At 29.8% G+C, this 1,472-nt stretch carries 3 protein-coding genes; 2 read left to right on the forward strand and 1 reads right to left on the reverse strand.

Going from position 1 to position 1,472, the window contains the following annotated elements; all coding sequences use genetic code 11:
* The first annotated feature begins 72 nt into the window (after nt 1-72).
* Nucleotides 73-561 carry a hypothetical protein gene (locus AC1DUW_RS28635; RefSeq protein WP_053345592.1) on the forward strand — a complete coding sequence of 163 codons (489 nt, stop codon included), beginning with the start codon at nt 73-75 and terminating at the stop codon, nt 559-561.
* 348 nt (nt 562-909) lie between these two features.
* Here AC1DUW_RS28635 and AC1DUW_RS28640 read toward each other — a convergent pair whose 3' ends face one another.
* On the reverse strand, nt 910-1,095 hold the full coding sequence (locus AC1DUW_RS28640) for a hypothetical protein (RefSeq protein ID WP_477644160.1): 186 nt from the start codon (nt 1,093-1,095) through the stop codon (nt 910-912).
* 160 nt (nt 1,096-1,255) lie between these two features.
* Between AC1DUW_RS28640 and AC1DUW_RS28645 the strand changes: the two genes are divergently transcribed.
* Nucleotides 1,256-1,472: tRNA-dihydrouridine synthase (locus tag AC1DUW_RS28645; protein ID WP_477644161.1), on the forward strand; the 217-nt coding region annotated here is incomplete at its 3' end.

Consider the following 1,472-nt stretch of genomic DNA (forward strand, 5'->3'; position numbering starts at 1 on the left):
GATAAGTATCTTTAAGTAAAATATGTATTTATAGCTTTAAAATATAAAAAGTAAAGGTTACGAGAGAGATATTTGAGACAAATAATTGTAACTTTAAACAAACACTTTAACTCTCTAGAAAGATATATATTTGATTTGGGAAATATAATTAAAGAACTAAATTTAGATGAAAAACCAAATAAGCAGGTTGATTCATATATTTATGAGGAATTTAGAGATAAAACTCAATTTATTGAAAATAAAATATTGAATTTAATGGGTGATATGCAAAGCGACTCTATTTCGTACAACAAATTTAAAAGAGCACTTGTAAAACGAAACATTGAAGTAAAACAATTAATAGGGAAAATTCTAGAAGAATTATCAAAGTTGCTTAATGAAATGAATACTATGAGAAACTGGGGACTGCACGAACCAGAATCACTTTTAAACGCACATTTAGAAAATATCAAAGAATTTTGGCCAAAGGAAGAATTAGATTGGTATTTTAATAATTTCAATCCTATACACGTACCCATATTTGAAAAATATGAAGGTAAATGGATTATTAGTTTATTATGAGAGTTGTAAAGGAAACTTAGAATATTATAAAGCCATTTACGAATATATTTTCTAAAGACTATAGGTTATTATCCGGTGAAGAAGATATAAAAATTAATTTAAAGAAGATAAAAGTGCGTCCTTTTGAATTAGAAATAAAATTGCCTAATACATCTCTTGAAATGCAAAAAAATCAAAATAATCCAAAATAAAGTATTTTGAGAAGAATTTATAAAGAAACGAACACATGTTCCTTTCAAAAATAACCATAGGAAAGTTCTATTTAGAAAATATAGTAACTGTAGCTCTTATTTAAATGGAAAATCAATAAATTAAGTGATCAAATAGTAACCTGATTTGTTTCTGAACTCAACCAATCAGGTTACATAACCCCACCAGCATCTCTTGTGTTGCCACATACACTCCGCATTGTGAAGCGGTCGCGTGGTTGGAGTTGGTATAATAGAAAAGCAGTTGATATAGAAAAAATCTATACCATCTGCTTTTTTGTTTATAAAAATACCATTCAGGACCGATTTTCGTTAAAATAGACATTGCCGATTGTTTTTCACAAATTATAAATGTCCAAATGTACTTGTGTTTGATAATAAGTTATTAAGCATGATATAAGTGTAAAAGAAGTGGAACATTTGCCTTTATATTTTTTGACGGAGAGTTTGAAGTTGTATCCATAGTGAGAGGATTTGAGTTTGAAATGATAGATAATTTTTGGCGTGATTTACCACGACCATTTTTTGTACTTGCACCAATGGAAGATGTGACAGATGTTGTTTTTCGTCACGTAGTAAGTGAAGCCGGTCGACCGGATGTATTTTTCACAGAGTTTACAAACTCGGATAGCTATTGTCATCCAGAGGGCATGAAAAGTGTGCGTGGCCGTTTGATTTTTACAGAAGATGAACAGCCAATGG

The organism is Peribacillus sp. P4_C12, assembly GCF_056402095.1.